Origin of the sequence: Methylopila jiangsuensis, assembly GCF_027922305.1 — a bacterium.
GTDB lineage: Bacteria > Pseudomonadota > Alphaproteobacteria > Rhizobiales > Methylopilaceae > Methylopila > Methylopila jiangsuensis.
In genome coordinates, this window is sequence record NZ_BSFK01000005.1 from 921,441 (window position 1) to 938,559 (window position 17,119).

The window sequence follows — 17,119 nt, forward strand, 5'->3', positions numbered from 1 at the left end:
GACGCAAGGCGCGCATATCCCACTTCATGCAACCCGTATCGGGCGCTCACATCGGGGAAACGGGCGTTATGGGAAGCAGCTTCAAGGTCGCCGTCGGCCACCGTGCAGGACGTGTCCCCGACCTCGCGTGGCGCGTTCTTCGACGGTCGAAAGCTGGCCGTCCTGGAAACGTTTTTCGGCACGCCGTTTGACGCGCTCAACGGCCCCAACCCCATCGCCCAAGCGGCTGAGCCGCTGGAGAACGCATGGACTGGTCTGCTTGAGGGGTTCCTGGCCCGTCTGCTCTACGCCGGCGCCATGGGCGACGCCCTCGCCGGCTCCTCCGCCTATTCCAAGGCGCACGATAGGTTCATCTCGCTCGGCGGACTGGACGAAGTGGCGGCGGCGCTGACCGCAGCCGCCCCGACCGCGCAAGGCGGAGCGGCGGTCGCGCAATACTGGGCCGGCGCGACGCCGGTGCTGCGGCAGATCGCGCGGGACGCGGGCTTCGATCTGGCGTCGGACGAGTACCGCGCCGTCGAGGACGGCGCGCTTGCGACCGCCGGTCTCGCGGGCTTCGGCGATCTCCTGTCGGCAGGCGTCGTGCGGGTGGCCTCACCGCCGGCCCCGATCGCCGAGGACGGGGTCTATGCGGGCGGCGCGGGCCGCGACACGGTCTATCTCGCGGGCGACCGGCAGGCGGTCTATGGAGAAGGCGGCGACGACCGGCTGATCGTGCTGGCGTCGTCTTCGGGTTCGGGGGACGTCATCCGGCTGGACGGCGGCGCCGGAAACGACACGCTGCTCGGCGGTCGGGGCGCGGACAGGCTCGACGGCGGGACCGGCGCGGACACGCTCTACGGCGGGACCGGCGCGGACACGCTCTACGGCGGGACCGGCGCGGACACGCTCTACGGCGGCTCCGGCGACGACACCTATGTGATCGACGCCGCGGGCGACCGCATCGTCGAATCCCGCGGCGGCGGCGTGGACACGATCCGGTCGGCGATCACGATCGACCTGTCCCGCTTCGCCCATGTGGAGAACGCGATCCTGACCGGCGCAGCGGCGGCTTCGCTGAAGGGCAACGCGCTGGAAGGCAACGACGCCGCCAACCGGATCGAAGGCGGCGACGGCGACAACCGCATCTACGGCAGCAACGCCGTGAACACGCTGTCCGGCCTCGAAGGCGATGACGAGCTGTACGGAGAAAGCGGACGAGACGCCCTGTTCGGCGGCGCCGGCGATGACCTGCTGGATGGCGGCTCGGGTCGGGACACGATGATCGGCGGCGCCGGCGATGACGTCTATGTGGTCGACGACGCCGGCGACCGGGTGACGGAAGTGGCCAAACAGGGTGCGGACGAGGTCCAGTCCTCCATCAGCTACCGCCTCAGCGTGTCGATCGAGCGCCTGACGCTGAGGGGCTCGGACGACATCGACGGGCTCGGCAACACGCTCGCCAACGTCATTCAGGGCAACAGCGGCGCGAACGTGCTGGACGGCGGCGCCGGGGCCGACATTCTCATCGGCGACGATGGCGACGACGTCTATCTTGTCGACAACGTCGGCGACGTGGTGATCGAAGCCCCGGACGCCGGGCTGGACGAGGTGCGCTCCACCCTCTCCTACGAACTCGGCGTCGGCGTCGAGAACCTGCGGCTGCAGGGCACGAAGGCGCTGGCCGGAACCGGCAACGAGCTCGACAACGCCATCTTCGGCAACGCCGGCGCCAACCGGTTGACCGGCGGCCTGGGGTCGGACGCGCTCACCGGCGCAGGCGGCGCGGATGTCTTCATCTGGCACGATCTCGCCGAGTTCGGCGGCTGGGACGGCGACGAGATCGCCGACTTCAACCGCGTCCAGAAGGACAAGATCGACATCAGCGGCCTCGACGCCATCGCGGGAACCACGCGCAACGACGCCTTCAGCTTCATCGCGCAGACCGCCTTCACCAAGGCCGGGCAGATCCGCTTCGAATCCCTCGGCGACGGGCTGCGCGTCGAACTGAACGTGGATTCCGACCTGTCCGCCGACGCGTCCTTCATCCTGCGGGGCGCGACGACGCTGGCGGGGGCCGACTTCCTGCTCTGACCGCTCCAGATCGACCCCCGCGGCGCGGCGCTCGAGCCGTTCCGCGGGGCCGATCACAGCCGGCGGTGCATCACCAGCGCGTCCACCACGCCAAGCCGCGGGTGCTCGAAGGCGTCCGGCAGCACGCCGACGGTCTCGAAGCCGAAGGCGCGCCACAGCCGCACCGCGCGCTCATTCGTGCTGACGACGAAATTGAACTGCATGGCGCGAAAGCCGCGCCCCCCGGCCCGCTCCAGCGAATGGGCGCACATGGCGCGCGCCACGCCGCGCCCCGCCGCTTCCACTGCGGTCATGTAGCCGCAATTCGCCACATGCGACCCGCCGCCGCCCTGGTTGGCCTTGAGGTAATAGACGCCGAGCGTCCGCCCCTCTTGGTCCTCGGCGAGCCAGGTCTCGCGATCGGCGGCGAGCCACAGCGCCAGCGCATCGGCTTTGGAGATGTCGCGCGGCAGGGCGTAGGTTTCGCCAGCGCGCAAGGCCGGGCGGATCACGTCCCAGACGGCGTCGCCATCATCGAGGCCAGCGCGCCGCAGCGCGAGCGCGACGTCGCCGTCCATCATGATCGGGAGGCTCAGCGGCCGCCGCGGGCGACGCGCTCGATCTCCTGCCGCACCAGCCGCTCCACCAGCGAGGGGAGATTGTCGTCCAGCCAGCTCTTCAGCAGCGGACGCAGCATCTCCTTCACCAGATCGTCGAGGGTGCGCCCGTTGTTGGACAGGATGGTGTTGGCGAGCGAGCCGAAAGCGGCGCTCACCGCCTGATCGGTCGCCTGCGACAGCAGCCGGTCCTGCGCCGTGGACAGCGGCGGCGCCGGGGCGACGGGCTGGGGCGCGGGTTCGGCGGCCATGTCGTCGGTCAGCTCGAACACGTCGACGTCGTGGTCGAGCTCGATGCGTGCGCCCGCGCGGGCCGGCTCCGCCGGACGGCGCAGCTCGGACTTTTCCGGCTCGGGCGCCGCGGGCTCGTCGAACGACGCCAGCATGGCGTCGATGTCGTCCTGCCCCAAGGACGCCTTGGGCTCCAGCTTCTCCGCAGGCTTCACGGCTGTCGTCTCCCTGGCGCCGGCGCTCGGTTCGTCGTCGGAGATGATGCGCCGGATGGAGGCGAGAATTTCCTCCATCGTCGGCTCATGCGCCCTCGCGGTGTTGGTCATTGTGTCTCCGCTCGCCGTCGGGAACGCCGGCGCGGCCGGTTACGAATCGCCGCCGGACGCCGTTCCCGCCCGCCGCGAAGTATCGCGCCGTCGCGCCCCCGCCGACAAGCGGAGCGCGCGGGCCGCCCACAGATGCGTCAGCGGCCGTCCGGCGTGCGCAGGCCGATCCACTTGTCGCGCACCTGATCGTAATGGACGTTCGGATCGTAGCGGACGACCTTGAGGCCGAGCCGGTCGGCGGAGAGCCAGCCCACCGCGGACAGCAGCGCGTAGGACGCCACCACCCGGTCGCGCTGGGCGACGATCAGGGTCTGGCGCGCGTTCAGCAGGAACTGCTGCTGGTTCAGCACGTCGAGCGTGGTGCGCTGGCCGACCTTGGCCTCCTCGCGCACGCCGTTCAGAGCGGTCTGCGACGCCTCGATCTGGGCCTGCGCCGCTGTGATCTGCGCGGTCGCGCCCTGCACCTGACCCCAGGCGGACACCACCGCCTGCCGCACCTGGTCCCGCGCCACGTCGGCCTCGAGCCGGCGCTGGCCCGCGGTCTCCTTGGCCTGGCGGGCCTGCGAATAGACCGAGCCGCCCTCGTAGATCGGAATGGTCAGCCGGCCGACCACCGAGCCCGCGGTCACGTTCTTGTACGAGCTCTCGTCGTAGCGGCGCTGGAACGACGCCTCCAGATTGAGCGAAGGCAGAAGCTGCCCTTCCACCACCCGGATCTGCAGCGTGGCGGCGTCCACGCCGTGGAAGGCGGCCCGGATCGCCGGATGCTGCGCCTGGCTGAGGCCGATCGCCTGGGGCAGCGACTTCGGCAGCAGCTTGTCCACCGAGCGGGCGGTGCGGGGGCGGGAGATGTCCTCGCCCACGATCTGACGGTAGGTGGCGCGGCTGGTGTTGAGCTGGGATTCGGCGGCGCTCACCTCGGAGCGGGCGCCCTGCAGCGCGGCCTCCGCCTGGGCGGTGTCGGTGCGGGTCACCTCGCCCACCTGGAAGCGCTCGCGCGCGGCGCGCAGCTCCTCCTCCAGCACCTGAACGTTGTTCCGGCGCACATCGAGGATGGCGTAGTCCCGCAGCACGTCCATATAGGCCTGCGCCGCGTCGAACAGCACGTTCTGCTCGGCGTTCCGCAGCGTCTCCCGGGCGCCGAGAATGTTCGACTCGGCGGAGCGGACCGAATTCCGGGTCTGGAAGCCGTTGAACAGGTTCTGCTCCACGGCGACGCCGGCGCCGCGGGGCTTCGTGGTCTCGGTCTGGGTGAAGGTGGTCGTGCCGCCGAGACCCGTCGAGGTCTCGCCCTTGATGCGCGAGCGTTGCAGGCCGACGTCCGCGGTGGCGGAGATGATGGGCCGGTAGCCCGACAGCGCCTGCGGCACCTGCTCGTCCACGGCGCGCACCTGCGCCCGCTGGGCGTTCAGCGTGGGGTTCGAGCCGTAGGCGCGCGACAGTGCGCTTTCCAGCGTCTGGGCCGCCGCCCCGCCCGCGCCCGCCACAGAGAGAGCGGCGCCAAGGGCCACGGCGGACAGGCTCAGCGCTAGGCGCCTGCGGCGAGAGGCTTCGCTCGTCGACATGATACTCACCGGATTTCGAATGCCACCGCCGGATGTTTCCGTTTCGGCCTGCATGACGCGTCCCGGCGACACCTTAACGGCTTACCCATGACGGGACAGCCGCCGCCTCACCCTTTGTCCACAAATGGCGAACAGGTGGCGCAATGGCGCCACAGCCGTGGTCAGAGCGCGAACGCCTCCACCGGCCCGAAGCCGGGCAGGGTCGGGGCCGCGGCGTCGAACGCGGCGACGCCGGTCAGTTCGCCGCCGGCCACGCGGAACGCCGTGGCCTTGGTGGGACGGACACGCCCCGCGGGGGCGACGATGCGGCCTTCGGGCGCGAGCTGGGCCGCGAGCGCGCCGAGCCCGTCGAACACGGCGCCGTCGCAGAAGATGAGGTCGTAAGGCCCTTCCGCCGGCGCGCCGGCGGCGAGCGGCCCCTCCACCACGCGCACGCCGTCGACGCCCGCAAGCGCCGCCCGCGCGGCGCCGGCCAGCGCCGGCTCCTCCAGCGCGACCACCGAGCCGGCGAGGCGCGCGAAAATCGCCGCCGAATAGCCGAGCCCCGCGCCCACCACCAGCACGCGCTCGCCGTCCTTCGGGTCGGCGAGCTGCACCAGCTTGGCGAGAATCATCGGCTCCACCATGGCCCGGCCGCCGCCGAGCGGCGTGCGCACGTCGAGATAGGCCAGCTCCCGGCGCCCGGCGGGCACGAAACGCTCACGCTCCACGGTGAGAAAGGCGGCGAGCACACGACGATCGGTCACGTCGGCCACGCGAATCTGGCCATCGACCATGCCGGTGCGCAGGCGCTCGAACTCCGTCATTTCCGTCATCCTCACGTCGCAGACGGCGTGGCGCGCCGCCGCGCTCTGTTCTGCGCCACCGCCGCCCCGCTGGCAAGAACTGGAACCATTCGCGAGTTGCGGCGCGCTTAGGCCCGCGCTATGGAGTGCGCGCCGTTCCGCGAAGCCGTTCGGGCGCTCTGCCGCCCGCTCTTCGCTAAAGCCCGAGGCCACGTGGCGGAATGGTTACGCAGAGGACTGCAAATCCTTGTATCCCGGTTCGATTCCGGGCGTGGCCTCCAAACGTTTTCAATAACTTAGCGCCAAATTCGAAAGAACGATCCGGGAACGTGAGACTTTTAAAAAATCTCACGTGAGACTTCCCCTTCGCGGCGACGTCCGCCGCTTGTGCGCCGGCCGCCCGCAGAGGCGCTCGAGCGCCCGCATAAGGGGCGCGAGGAAGCCGCGGAAGGCGTAGACTTGGGCGCGACGCTAGGCGCGGCGGAGCTGCGTCACCTCGCGCCGCCGCGCGACGTGCTTCTCTGGCCGTCGTCCCGCTCCATCCGCAACGTCATAGCCTGAAAGGCCGAGGTCAGCTCGTCGAGCTTGCCCACCAGCTTGTCCATGCAGTCTCTCGCGACCGAGACAACAAAATTTGAGGTTGAGCATCCGAGCCTGCTGCGGCCCCTCGGGATTCCAGGCCCAGCGCCCTTGGCGATCGTATGAGAGTCTTTTCCGGCTTTGCCATTCGTTGCGCTTGCCCGCCGACAGGCGACCACCTTAAAGTACATCCTGAGCAGGAAATACAACCTTGGAGACTTTGGATTGCGAAAGGAAATGAGCGGGGGCGCGCCAGATGAATTGCTCCAAACATTAGATGATCATGGAGAGTTACACCACGCTGCCCAGCAACTTATTCGAACACTAGAAATTACCGCCGGATGCCGCTTTTGCGCAGCCGCCCGCCTTGACCGATTAGACAAGCGACTCACTCTATTTACTACAGGTTTTTCAGTATTTGTAATAATACTAACGATTACACCCTATTTTATATCAATAGATAAATTTCAGTTAAATTTATTAAATTTATTTACAATTATCCTATCCCTATGCGTTATTTCTACATCTTTAATTCAATATTCAGGACATTATACGGTAAAATCTGAGCAATTTCACCGCAGCGGGCTTGAGATAAACGAAATAAAACGAGAATTAATGATCCTTTTTGCCACAAATAGCCAGATCAATCTGATTGCTTTTTCCGAAAAATACAACAATATACTTCAAAAATTTAGCATAAATCACGAGGAAATAGATTATGATATTTACTTTATAAACCATAAAGAAAAATTTCCATGGGCAAAATCAGAGGAAATTGATAGAATTAGCCGTAAGATATTAAAATATCGCCGCAAAGCATACTTTCTCACCATAATTCCCATTCTTATGGCGCTGTATTTTATGATTATGATAATTGTATCTGCATTTTTAAAGTCATGAAAATCTAAGTAGATTTATTCTGCGACAGGCAGAAAGATATGAATATTCGCGGTACAGCCCGGCTGACAAGTCCTATTCCCAAGTCACATCTTGTGCGCTTTATTGCGACTTCCACCGCCCTCGCACGGACTTCAACAAAAAAAAGCCCGCCTCGGCGGAGCCGGGCGGGCTGGTCGCCGCGAGCCCGTGTCCAGCGATCCCGAAGCGATGAGCAGACGCTAGCCGCTCCGCCCCTCACACGCACGTCACGAAGCCGCGGGGTGATTGTGACCGGTCCAATTCCAGACTGTGATCCCAGCTGAACCGCCGCCGTTAACGTTCCGTCAACCAAGACCGGATTGGGTTCTGAGCGACCGACAACACGAATGTGGAGCGCGGCGATGACGACGATCAGCGTGGGCGAGATCATGGAGATCGCGGCAGGAGAGGCCGCGGCCTACGCCGCCGAAGGCGGCCCGGACCTGGACGAGCGCGTGACGGCGCTGGCGGAGCGGCTGGAGGGCCTGATCGATTCCCCGACCGTGAACGCGGCGCGCTACCTCGCCGCGCTGATCGAGCGGCTCGACGCGGCGACCATCGCGCTGGCCGCCCCCGACGAGGCCAAGCGCGGCCAGCCAAGCGAGGCGGAGCTTCACAGCCAGCGGCTGTTCTTCGCAGCCCTCGGCGACCACTTCCGCCGGCGTCTCGCCCCCACCTGAGGCCTGCTCTCGTCATCCCCGCGCGGCACGCGCGGGGATCCACGATCTTTAGCGGAGCGAAGTCTTAAGCGTCGAAGTCGTGGATGCCGGGGCAAGCTCGGGCATGACGCCCAAATCGAGCTCTCGATCCTATTTCAGCGCCCGGCGGAGCGCACGGTCTCCGCGTCCGGCCAGCAGGTGGGGGGCAGCCCCCCCGCCTCCTGCCAGCGGCCGATGGCGACGCGGGTGCGGAAGCCCACCAGACCGTCCGGCTTGCCCACGTCGTAGCCGCGCTTCTGCAGCCGAAGCTGCATGGCGGCCACGTCCGCCCGGTCGAAGCCCTTGGCCGCCGCATGCCACCCGGCGCGGAGCGGGCCGCCCTGGCCGTAGCGGTCGGCGAGATGCGCCACGAACAGGGCGTAGAGGTCGGACTCGTTGTACTGCTTGATGGCGTAGAAGTTCTCGGAGACGATGAACATCGGGCCCGCCCGGCCCGCCGGCGCCAGCAGGAACGTCTTGCGCCCCGCCTCCCCCGGCAGCTCGTCGCCATCGACGCGACGCACGCCGAGCCGGCGCCACTCGCCGAGCGTCAGGCCCTGGTCCGGCCCCTCCAGCGTGCAGGAGACGGCCGCCGGCACGCTGGCCTCCACGCCCCAGGGCCGCCCCTTGGCCCAGCCGTGGACCTGCATGTAGTGGGCGATGGAGCCGATGGAGTCCGCGTTGGACCGCCAGATGTCGCGCCGGCCGTCGCCGTCCAGATCGACGGCGTTCTCCAGGAATTTGGACGGCAGGAACTGGGGCTGGCCCATGGCGCCGGCCCAGGAGCTTTTCATCTCCGCGCGGGTCAGATGGTCGCCGTCGAGGATCTTGAGCGCGGCGATCAGCTCCGGGAAGAAGCGCTCCTTGCGCGCGCCCATGAAGCTCTGGGTGGCGAGGTTGCGGATGGCGTCGCCCCGGATCGGGACCGATCCGTAGCGGGACTCCCGCGCCCAGATGGCGGCCACGATCTCCTTCGGCACGCCATAGCGTCGTTCGGCCTCGGCGAAGGCGCGGGCGTCCGCCGCGAGGCGCTTGCGCCCCTCCGGGATCAGCCCGGCGAAATTCGCCTCCGCCACATAGCGCGCGGGGTCGGAGAACTCCGGCTGGCGCTGCGGGCCCTGATGCTTCGGCGCGCCGGGGGGCGCGAGGTCCGGCAGCGACCAGTCCAGCGTCACCCCGGCGAAGGCCTCGCTGACGGCGCGCTCGCTCACGCCCGCCTTGCGCGCGGCGGGAAGGACGGCGCTCGTCAGCCAGCCCTGGAACGAGGCTTCCACCGCGGGCCGTTTGGCGGCCGGAAACTCTTGCGCCGTGGTGGGGGAAGCGAAAGTGAGAAGCCCGAGGAAGGCGGCCGCCACATTTGTGAGAGACCGCGTGGCTGGAATCGAAGACTTTGCCGAAAAGCCGTCATGCCCGGCGAACGCCGGGCATCCACGACTTTCCGCGGGACGAAAGCTGGAACGCTCAAGTCGTGGATGCCCGAGACAAGCTCGGGCATGACGCAGGAGCCGGTGGCTCAGACCGACCTTCAGAACAGGAAGTAGCGCTGGGCCATGGGCAGCACGTCGGCCGGCTCGCATGTGAGAAGCTCCCCGTCGGCGCGCACGTCGTAGGTTTCGGGATCGACCTCGATCACCGGCGTGGCGTCGTTCAGAATCATGCTCGCCTTGGATATCCCGCCGCGGGTGTTGGAGACAGCCACGAGTTCGCGCGTCAGGCCGAGCCTGCCCTTCAGCCCGTCGTCCAGCGCCGCCTTGCTGACGAAGGTGACGGAGGAGTTCAGCAGCGAGCGCCCGAGCGCGCCGAACATGGGCCGGTAATGCACCGGCTGCGGCGTGGGGATGGAGGCGTTGGGGTCGCCCATGGGCGCCATGACGATGACGCCCATCTTCAGCACCAGATCGGGCTTCACCATGAAGAAGCCCGGCGACCACAGCACGAGATCGGCCAGCTTGCCCTCCGCCACCGAGCCCACATGGGACGAAATTCCGTGGGCGACGGCCGGGTTGATGGTGACCTTGGCCACATAGCGGCGCACGCGCAGATTGTCGTTGTCGCCGCTCTCTTCCTTCAGCCGGCCGCGCTGCAGCTTCATCTTGTGCGCGGTCTGGAAGGTGCGGATGCCCACCTCGCCCACCCGGCCCATGGCCTGGCTGTCCGACGAGATGATGGAGAGCGCGCCCATGTCGTGCAGGATGTCCTCGGCCGCGATGGTCTCCTTGCGGATGCGGCTCTCGGCGAAGGCCACGTCCTCGGCGATGGAGGCGTCGAGGTGGTGGCACACCATGAGCATGTCCAGATGCTCGTCCAGCGTGTTCACCGTGTAGGGGCGCGTCGGGTTGGTGGAGGACGGGATGACGTTCTTCAGCCCCGCCACCTTGATGATGTCCGGCGCGTGGCCGCCGCCGGCCCCCTCCGTGTGGAAGGCGTGGATGGTGCGGCCCCGGAACGCGCCGACCGTGTCCTCCACGAAGCCGCTCTCGTTCAGCGTGTCGGTGTGGATCATCACCTGCACGTCGAGCGCGTCCGCGACGGTCAGGCAGCAGTCGATGGCGGCGGGCGTGGTGCCCCAGTCCTCGTGCAGCTTCAGGGCCGCCGCGCCGCCGAGGATCTGCTCCTCCAGCGCCCTGGGCAGCGAGGCGTTGCCCTTGCCCGCGAACAGCAGGTTGATCGGCAGCCCTTCCGAGGCCTCGATCATGCGCGCCAGATGCCACGGCCCCGGCGTGCAGGTGGTGGCGGCGGTGCCCGTGGCCGGCCCGGTTCCCCCGCCGATCATGGTGGTGACGCCGGAGCACAGCGCGTCGTCCACCTGCTGCGGGCAGATGAAATGGATGTGGGCGTCGATCAGGCCCGCGGTGAGGATCTTGCCCTCGCCCGCGATCACTTCCGTGCCGGGTCCGACCACGATGTCCACGCCCGGCTGCACGTCCGGGTTGCCGGCCTTGCCGATCTTCAGGATGCGCCCGTCCTTCAGGCCCACATCCGCCTTCACGATCCCCGAATGGTCGATGATCAGCGCGTTGGTGATCACGGTGTCGACCGCCCCCTCCGCCCGGCTCGCCTGGGACTGGCCCATGCCGTCGCGGATCACCTTGCCGCCGCCGAACTTCACCTCCTCGCCATAGATGGTGAAGTCCTTCTCCACCTCCACGATCAGATCGGTGTCGGCGAGCCGCAGGCGGTCGCCCACGGTCGGGCCGAACATGTCGGCGTAAGTGGCGCGGGAGATCCTGGCGGGCATGGGGCGTGAGGTCTCCGGAGGGTCAGGCGGTTAGAAGAGTGAAGCCGTCGCCGAGCGCGGCCTGCCGATCGAAGGTGTAGGTGGTGGAGCAGCCGGCAGAGCCGTTCATCAACGCGATCAGATTGTCGGCCACGTCGCCGCCCTCCTCCTTCGTGCGGTGAGCGGCGTCGCGCATCAGGTTCTTGTGGCTGCAGACGATGGCCGGATGTTCGGTCAGCTTGCGCAAGATGACCACAAGCCGATCCTCATCGAACCGGTAGGCCCGCTTCAGGGTCCACAGCGTCTCAAGCACGACGATGAGATTCACGTAAATCGGCTCGGCCGCCCGATCGACGAAGCGCGCGGCGGCTCTCGACTGCGCCTCGTCGTCAGAGGCGAAAATCCGAACGAGGATGTTGGTGTCGACGCCGATCATTCGGCGGCGTGGCCGTGCGTGTCCGCCGGGTCCTCGGAGCGGATGCGCTCATCGTCCTCGGTTAGCCCGTCGACGATGGCGTCATCCATCTCCCGAATCGAAAGCGGGGGCGTGCGCTTCTCGAACAATTTGCTCCATCCCCACGCCGTCTCCGTAATGGCGTGAAAATGCACCTGTCCGTCATACGAAAGAAAAAACTCGACGTGAGAGCCCGGCTCTATCCTCAGTCGAGATTTCAGCTCGTCCGGAAGAACGACGGAGCCGTCAGGCTGAACTTCCGCTCTGAACGTAGGCATGTCCTTCAGCTTTCGTTCTGTCAGGCCGACTTTCGGAAGACTATCACAATCCGCCCATCACGTCGCCGCGGAAGCCGAACACCTTCCGCTCGCCGGCGAAGGGGACCAGCGTCACCTCCCGGCTCTGTCCGGGCTCGAACCGCACCGCCGTGCCGGCGGGGATGTCGAGCCGCAGGCCGCGGGCGGCCGCGCGGTCGAAGGCGAGCGCCGCGTTGGTCTCGGCGAAATGGTAGTGGCTGCCCACCTGCACCGGCCGGTCGCCGGTGTTGGCCACCTCCAGCGTCACCGCGCGCGCGCCGGCGTTGAGCTCGATGTCGCCGTCGGCGGGGAAGATCTCTCCGGGAATCATGCGGGGGCTCCTCAGCGGATCGGCTGGTGCACGGTGACGAGCTTGGTGCCGTCCGGGAAGGTGGCCTCCACCTGCACGTCATGGATCATCTCGGGCACGCCCTCCATCACCTGCTCGCGGGTCAGCACCTTCGCGCCGGCGGCCATGAGGTCGGACACGGAGCGGCCGTCGCGGGCGCCCTCCACCACGAAATCCGCGATCAGCGCCACCGCTTCGGGGTGGTTCAGCTTCACGCCGCGCTCCAGCCGCCGCCGGGCCACGACCGCGGCCATGCTGATCAGCAGCTTGTCCTTCTCGCGGGGGGTGAGGTTCATCGCGGGATCATCCTTCGGACAGCTAGAACGCGAACAGGCGGGGCGGGCGGCGCCCGGAGAGGCTGGTGACGGCGCTCCCGAGCGCGCGCCGCAGCGCCAAGGCCGAGCGAGCCACGAAGCGCGCCGCGACGCAACCGTCGAAGGCGCTCGCGCCCCACTCCACCTCTGCGGGCGCCAGCGCCGCGCGTAACGGCCCGAGCCGGGCCTCGGCGTCCGGGGCGACCATGAGCAGGCTCGCGACCGCGACCGCGCCGTCGCCCACCGCCCTGGCGTCCAGCGTGGCGGCGACGGCGCCGTCCAGCTCCAGCGCGTCGGCGTAGACCAGCCGGCCGCCGACCCGCACCCGCCAGCGGTCGAACACGCGGCCCGTCTCCACCCGCTCGCCCCGCGCCGTGCGGCCGAACACCAGGCTTTCGCAGGCGATCAGGCTCGAGTCTTCGGCAAGCTCCGCGTCGAGGCCGCGCTCCAGCCGGGCGCCCTCGAACACGATGGTCTCCTGCGGCAGCCACAGCGCCCGCGCGCCGGCCGCCACCGTCAGCCGGGTCTCGATCCGGGCCGGGACGTGGTCGACGGCGCGATAGACCTTCTCCGCCGCCTGGCTGGTGACGACGGCCTCCGCGCCCTCACGCCAGTGGGCGGAGATCGCCAGCTCGTCGCCTCCGGCGACCCCGCCGCCGATGTTGGCGAGCGCGGCGCACAGCGGCTCGCCGGGTTCGGGGCGCGGAAACATCACCCTGAGCGAACCACCCTGCTCCAGATCGCTCACCCGCACGGCGCCGAAGCGCTCGGCGAAAGCCACATGGGCGCGTCCCCGCGCCCTTTGCCGCCGAGCAAGGTCTGGGGCGCTTGCCGTCACGTCGTCCGCTCCTAAATGCCGCGGCATGATGGCGTGCGGCGTAAGACTTTCGCAAGGGACTCAACGGGCGGCACCGGTGGTTTACGGAATGTTAACCAGCGTTAACCAAGCTGACGTTACTGACGTACCGTCTTTCGCGGAGGAGCCTGACATGCCGCCCGTCGCTCTCGCGCTTGAACCTCTGGCGACCGTCGCGATCGCGGCGTCGGTCGGCCAGACGCTGGACGCCATGCGCGCCCATCTCGCCACCAGCCATCCCGGCACAACCGCCGAAGCCCTGCGCCTGCTGCGGGACCGATTCCCCGCCGTGCCGCTGCGCCTGCGCATCCTCGCCTGCGAGGGCTGAGCGGGATCAGCCCGCCTTTGTCGCCGCGGCCCTGTCGCGGGCGATCAGCCGGCGCTGGTGCAGGATCGCGAAGGGGATGGTCGCGAGATAGGCCAGCGTGACCGTGGTCAGCACCAGCCACGGGTAGCTCACCAGCAGCGTCACGAGCAGCGCGGCGGCGATCAGCAGCGGCGCCACATAGGCCCGATGCACCCGCGCCCCGAGCTTCTTGCCGGACCAGGTGGGCAGCGGGCTCACCATCAGCAGCGCGACGCCGAGCACGTAGACCAGCACCAGCGGCAGCGCCACGGGCGTGCGCGGAAAGCCGAGGAACTCCAGATAGATCGGCAGCAGCGACAGGATCGCGCCCGCCGGCGCCGGCACGCCCACGAAGAACTGCCCGGCCCAGGCCGGCTTGTTGGGATCGTCCAGCGCCACGTTGAAGCGCGCGAGCCGGAGCGCCGCGGCGATGGCGAAGATCAGCCCGCCGATCCAGCCCACATGGCCGAGGCCGTTCAGGCCCCAGACGTAAAGGATCAGCGCCGGCACCACGCCGAAGCTGACGAAGTCGGCGAGGCTGTCCAGCTCCGCGCCGAAGCGGGAGGTGCCCTTCAGCAGCCGGGCGAGCCGCCCGTCCACGCCGTCGAGCGCGCCGGCCAGCACCACCAGGTAGACCGCGAGCTCCAGCCGGCCCTCGATCGCCATGCGCACGCCGGTGAGGCCGGCGCACAGCGCCAGCAGCGTCACCAGATTGGGCAGCAGCAGGCGCAGCGGCACGAATCGCAGCCGGGAGCGCCGGCCGGCGGCTTGAGGCTCGGGAGCGGGGCGGAACTCGTCCATCGGCTCAGGCCCTTGCGAAGCGGCGGGTCAGTTTTTCCGGAACGTCCGGGACGCGCCGGCGGCCACCAGATCGGCGATCACGGTTTCGCCAGCGACGGTGCGCTGCCCCACCGCCACGATCGGCTGCGCGCCCGCCGGCAGGTAGTGGTCCACCCGGCTGCCGAAGCGGATCAGGCCGAAGCGCTCGCCGGCGCCGATCTGATCCTGCTCGCGCACGAAGCAGACGATGCGGCGGGCGATCAGACCCGCGATCTGGATCACGCCCACGGGGCCGAACACGCTCTCGATCACGAGACCGTTGCGCTCGTTGTCGACGCTCGCCTTGTCCAGATCGGCGTTGAGGAACTTGCCGGGCGTGTAGGCGATCCGGGTGACGCGGCCCGCGATCGGCGCGCGGTTCACATGCACGTCGAACACGTTCATGAACACCGCGACCCGCGGCATGGGCGCGGAGCCGAGGCCGAGCTCCGGCGGCGGAACCGCGTGGCTGACGTCGCAGACCACGCCGTCGGCGCCGCTGACCACCAGCCCGTCCCGGAGCGGCGTCACGCGCTCGGGGTCGCGGAAGAACAGGGCGCACCAGATGGTCGCGCCCACGCCCAGCCAGCCGAGCGGCTGCCAGATGAAGAACAGCACCAGCGCGATGGCGGCGAAAATGGCGATGAACGGCCGCCCTTCCTTATGGATGGGCGGCACGACCTTGCGGATGGAGGCGGCGATGTCGTCGATCATGGTCGGCAGGTCTTACGCCATGCGCGCGCCCGAACCAAGCGAGCTTGCGACGGAACCGCGCATCACTCCGCCGCGGCGTAGGCGTCCTCGCCCGCGCGCGCCAGCGTCTCCCGCGCCCGCTCCGCCTCGCTCTGGCGCAGCCAGAGCCCGGCGTAGGCGCCGCCCTTGGCCAGAAGCTCCGCATGGGAGCCGCGCTCGACCACCCGGCCGGCCTCCAGCACCAGAATCTCGTCGGCGTCGACGATGGTGGACAGCCGGTGCGCGATCACCAGCGTGGTGCGCCCCTCCGCCACCCGGCCGAGCGCGTCCTGGATGTCCTTCTCGGTGGCGCTGTCGAGCGCCGAAGTGGCCTCGTCCAGAATCAGGATCGGCGGCCCCTTCAGGATGGTGCGGGCGATGGCGATGCGCTGCTTCTCGCCTCCGGAGAGCTTGAGGCCGCGTTCGCCGACCTCCGTGTCGTAGCCGTCCGGCAGGCTGCGGATGAAGCCGTCGATCTGGGCCAGCTCCGCCGCCCGCGCGACCTCGTCCTCGGTCGCGTCCCAGCGGCCGTAACGGATGTTGTAACGGATGGTCTCGTTGAACAGCACCGTGTCCTGCGGAACCATGCCGATGGCGGCGCGCAGCGAGGTCTGCGTCACGTCCCGGATGTCCTGCCCGTCGATGGTCACGCGGCCGGCGGACACGTCGTAAAACCGGAACAGCAACCGGGAGATGGTGGATTTTCCCGCACCGGTCGGCCCCACGATCGCGATCTTGCGGCCGGGCCTCACCTCGAAGCTGACGTTCTTCAGGATCGGCCGCTCGGGATCGTAGGCGAAATCCACGTTCTCGAAGCGGATGGCGCCGGCGGGAACCCGCAGGGGCTGCGCCCCCGGACGATCGGCGATCTCGGCGTCCTGCCTGAGCAGGTTGAACAGCGCCTCCAGATCGGTGACCGACTGTTTGATCTCCCGGTAGATGAAGCCCATGAAGTTCAGCGGCACGTAAAGCTGCACCAGCAGGGCGTTGATCAGCACGAAGTCGCCGACCGTGTTGCGGCCGGCGCGGATGTCGCCCACCGCCATCACCATGCACAGCGTCAGCCCCGTGGCGAATATCAGCGCCTGGCCCCCATTCAGCCAGGCGAGCGAGGTGTAGGCGCGGATGGAGGCGCCTTCGTAGCGGGCCATGGAGCGGTCGTAGCGCTCGGCCTCGCGCCGCTCCGCGCCGAAATACTTCACCGTCTCGTAGTTGAGCAGGCTGTCGATGGCCTTGGAGCTGGCGTCGTTGTCGTTGTCGTTCAGCTCCCGGCGGATGTTGAGCCGCCACTCGGTCACCGAATAGGTGAAGACGAGATAGGCCGCGACCATGACCGCCACCACCGCCATGTAGCGCCAGTCGAACTGCCGCAGCAGCACCAGCAGCACCAGCACGATCTCGATCAGCGTCGGCACGATGGTGAGCAGGCCGGTGCGCGTCAGCGTCTCGATCGCGGAGCGGCCGCGGTCGACCACGCGGCTCAACAGCCCGGTGCGGCGGGTGAGGTGGTAGCGCAGGCTGAGATTGTGGATGTGGCCGAACACCTGCAGCGCGAGCTTCCGCACCGCGTTCATCACCACCGGCGCGGCCACGCCGTCGCGCGCCTGCGCCAGCGCCACCATCATCACCCGGCCGAAGCCATAGGCGACCACCATGATCACGGGCGACGCCACCGCCACCGCCATCCAGGCGTCGGCGGTCGGCGCGCCCGCCGGCGCGGTCAGGGCGTCGGTGGCCCATTTGAAGCCGTAAGGCGCGAGCACGGTGACGACCTTGGTCGCCAGCAGCAGACCGAAGGCCAGGATCAGGCGACGCTTCAGGTCCGGCCGGTCCGCCGGCCAGAAAAACGGGCGTAGCGCCGCGAGCGCCCGGAACAGGGCGAAGCCCTCGGCGTCGAACGTCTTCTGTGCGGCGGCTTGCATCGGCGGGACGTCGGTCATGAGACCCGCCAGATAAGCAGCCGGA

Annotated in this window: 18 protein-coding genes and 1 tRNA gene; 5 read left to right on the plus strand and 14 right to left on the minus strand. The window is 68.3% G+C overall.

Translation table 11 applies throughout. The features are described from left to right. The first annotated feature begins 102 nt into the window (after positions 1 to 102). Positions 103 to 2,073 carry a calcium-binding protein gene (locus tag PKE85_RS05830; RefSeq protein ID WP_271203834.1) on the plus strand — a complete coding sequence of 657 codons (1,971 nt, stop codon included), beginning with the start codon at positions 103 to 105 and terminating at the stop codon, positions 2,071 to 2,073. Between the two features lie 53 nt (positions 2,074 to 2,126). Here the strand turns inward: PKE85_RS05830 and PKE85_RS05835 are convergent, their stop codons facing one another. From PKE85_RS05835 to PKE85_RS05850, 4 genes are all read right to left on the minus strand, one after another. Next, a complete protein-coding gene (locus PKE85_RS05835; protein WP_271203835.1) occupies positions 2,127 to 2,633 on the minus strand; it encodes a GNAT family N-acetyltransferase in 507 nt (168 codons plus the stop codon). 11 nt (positions 2,634 to 2,644) lie between these two features. Further along, positions 2,645 to 3,226 (minus strand): PopZ family protein, encoded by a 582-nt coding sequence (locus PKE85_RS05840; RefSeq protein WP_271203836.1) that lies wholly within the window; start codon positions 3,224 to 3,226, stop codon positions 2,645 to 2,647. A 137-nt stretch (positions 3,227 to 3,363) separates the two neighbouring features. Further along, complete coding sequence (locus PKE85_RS05845) at positions 3,364 to 4,791, minus strand: TolC family outer membrane protein (RefSeq protein WP_309802632.1); 1,428 nt, start codon at positions 4,789 to 4,791, stop codon at positions 3,364 to 3,366. A 161-nt stretch (positions 4,792 to 4,952) separates the two neighbouring features. Further along, on the minus strand, positions 4,953 to 5,597 hold the full coding sequence (locus PKE85_RS05850) for a protein-L-isoaspartate O-methyltransferase family protein (protein WP_271203838.1): 645 nt from the start codon (positions 5,595 to 5,597) through the stop codon (positions 4,953 to 4,955). A 186-nt stretch (positions 5,598 to 5,783) separates the two neighbouring features. Here PKE85_RS05850 and PKE85_RS05855 point away from each other — a divergent pair. The 3 genes from PKE85_RS05855 to PKE85_RS05865 all read left to right on the plus strand — a co-directional run bounded on the left by PKE85_RS05855 (position 5,784) and on the right by PKE85_RS05865 (position 7,753). Next, positions 5,784 to 5,857 (plus strand) — tRNA-Cys (locus tag PKE85_RS05855). Positions 5,858 to 6,392: 535 nt separating this feature from the next. Then, complete coding sequence (locus PKE85_RS05860) at positions 6,393 to 7,055, plus strand: SLATT domain-containing protein (protein WP_271203839.1); 663 nt, start codon at positions 6,393 to 6,395, stop codon at positions 7,053 to 7,055. 380 nt (positions 7,056 to 7,435) lie between these two features. After that, positions 7,436 to 7,753: a hypothetical protein gene (locus tag PKE85_RS05865; RefSeq protein WP_271203840.1), complete on the plus strand. Its 318-nt coding sequence runs from the start codon at positions 7,436 to 7,438 to the stop codon at positions 7,751 to 7,753. A 134-nt stretch (positions 7,754 to 7,887) separates the two neighbouring features. Here PKE85_RS05865 and PKE85_RS05870 read toward each other — a convergent pair whose 3' ends face one another. From PKE85_RS05870 to PKE85_RS05900, 7 genes are all read right to left on the minus strand, one after another. Further along, entirely contained in the window at positions 7,888 to 9,126 is a 1,239-nt protein-coding gene (locus tag PKE85_RS05870) for a lytic murein transglycosylase (RefSeq protein ID WP_271203841.1), read from the minus strand. 170 nt (positions 9,127 to 9,296) lie between these two features. After that, positions 9,297 to 11,009, minus strand: coding sequence for an urease subunit alpha (gene ureC, locus PKE85_RS05875; protein ID WP_271203842.1), 1,713 nt, complete (start codon positions 11,007 to 11,009; stop codon positions 9,297 to 9,299). Positions 11,010 to 11,031: 22 nt separating this feature from the next. Further along, entirely contained in the window at positions 11,032 to 11,424 is a 393-nt protein-coding gene (locus PKE85_RS05880; RefSeq protein ID WP_271203843.1) for a type II toxin-antitoxin system VapC family toxin, read from the minus strand. Further along, positions 11,421 to 11,720, minus strand: a complete 300-nt coding sequence (locus PKE85_RS05885) for a hypothetical protein (protein ID WP_271203844.1) — start codon at positions 11,718 to 11,720, stop codon at positions 11,421 to 11,423. Before PKE85_RS05885 ends, PKE85_RS05880 begins: the two co-directional genes overlap by 4 nt. A 43-nt stretch (positions 11,721 to 11,763) precedes the next feature. Beyond that, positions 11,764 to 12,069 (minus strand): urease subunit beta, encoded by a 306-nt coding sequence (locus PKE85_RS05890; RefSeq protein ID WP_271203845.1) that lies wholly within the window; start codon positions 12,067 to 12,069, stop codon positions 11,764 to 11,766. Between the two features lie 11 nt (positions 12,070 to 12,080). Continuing rightward, positions 12,081 to 12,383: an urease subunit gamma gene (locus PKE85_RS05895; protein WP_271203846.1), complete on the minus strand. Its 303-nt coding sequence runs from the start codon at positions 12,381 to 12,383 to the stop codon at positions 12,081 to 12,083. A gap of 22 nt (positions 12,384 to 12,405) precedes the next feature. Beyond that, positions 12,406 to 13,266, minus strand: a complete 861-nt coding sequence (locus tag PKE85_RS05900; RefSeq protein WP_487353023.1) for an urease accessory protein UreD — start codon at positions 13,264 to 13,266, stop codon at positions 12,406 to 12,408. A gap of 124 nt (positions 13,267 to 13,390) precedes the next feature. Here PKE85_RS05900 and PKE85_RS05905 point away from each other — a divergent pair, with 124 nt between their 5' ends. Beyond that, positions 13,391 to 13,585: a hypothetical protein gene (locus PKE85_RS05905; RefSeq protein ID WP_271203848.1), complete on the plus strand. Its 195-nt coding sequence runs from the start codon at positions 13,391 to 13,393 to the stop codon at positions 13,583 to 13,585. 6 nt (positions 13,586 to 13,591) lie between these two features. On the opposite strand, the gene PKE85_RS05910 is transcribed toward PKE85_RS05905, so the two are convergent. From PKE85_RS05910 to PKE85_RS05920, 3 genes are all read right to left on the minus strand, one after another. Then, positions 13,592 to 14,404, minus strand: a complete 813-nt coding sequence (locus PKE85_RS05910) for a CDP-alcohol phosphatidyltransferase family protein (protein WP_271203849.1) — start codon at positions 14,402 to 14,404, stop codon at positions 13,592 to 13,594. Positions 14,405 to 14,431: 27 nt separating this feature from the next. Beyond that, entirely contained in the window at positions 14,432 to 15,136 is a 705-nt protein-coding gene (locus PKE85_RS05915; RefSeq protein WP_271203850.1) for a phosphatidylserine decarboxylase, read from the minus strand. Positions 15,137 to 15,198: 62 nt separating this feature from the next. Beyond that, entirely contained in the window at positions 15,199 to 17,094 is a 1,896-nt protein-coding gene (locus tag PKE85_RS05920) for an ABCB family ABC transporter ATP-binding protein/permease (RefSeq protein WP_271203851.1), read from the minus strand. Between the last annotated feature and the right edge of the window lie 25 nt (positions 17,095 to 17,119).